The organism is Streptomyces zinciresistens K42 (genome assembly GCF_000225525.1).
Taxonomy (GTDB): domain Bacteria; phylum Actinomycetota; class Actinomycetes; order Streptomycetales; family Streptomycetaceae; genus Streptomyces; species Streptomyces zinciresistens.
The window spans coordinates 1-237 of sequence record NZ_AGBF01000510.1 but is presented as its reverse complement, the minus strand read 5'-3'; the positions used below and the strand labels follow the sequence as shown (position 1 = coordinate 237).

General features: G+C 70.0%; 1 protein-coding gene. It reads right to left on the bottom strand.

From position 1 onward, the window contains the following. On the bottom strand, positions 1 to 207 hold a 207-nt coding region (locus tag SZN_RS37410; RefSeq protein WP_007506771.1), incomplete at its 3' end, for a response regulator. Between the last annotated feature and the right edge of the window lie 30 nt (positions 208 to 237).

Below are 237 nucleotides of genomic sequence, written 5' to 3'. Positions count from 1 at the left end.
ATGCCGCGTGGCCTCCACCCCGTCCATCCGGGGCATCCGGATGTCCATCAGGACCACGTCGGGCTGCAGGGCCCGCACCTGGTCGAGGGCCTGGAGGCCGTCGCCGGCCTCGCCCACGACCGCGATTTCCTGCTCCGCCTCCAGGATCATCCGGAAGCCGGTACGCAGCAGCGGCTGGTCGTCGACCAGTAGGACGCGGATGGCCACGTGAGTCTCCTTCGCTCGTCCGGCCCCATT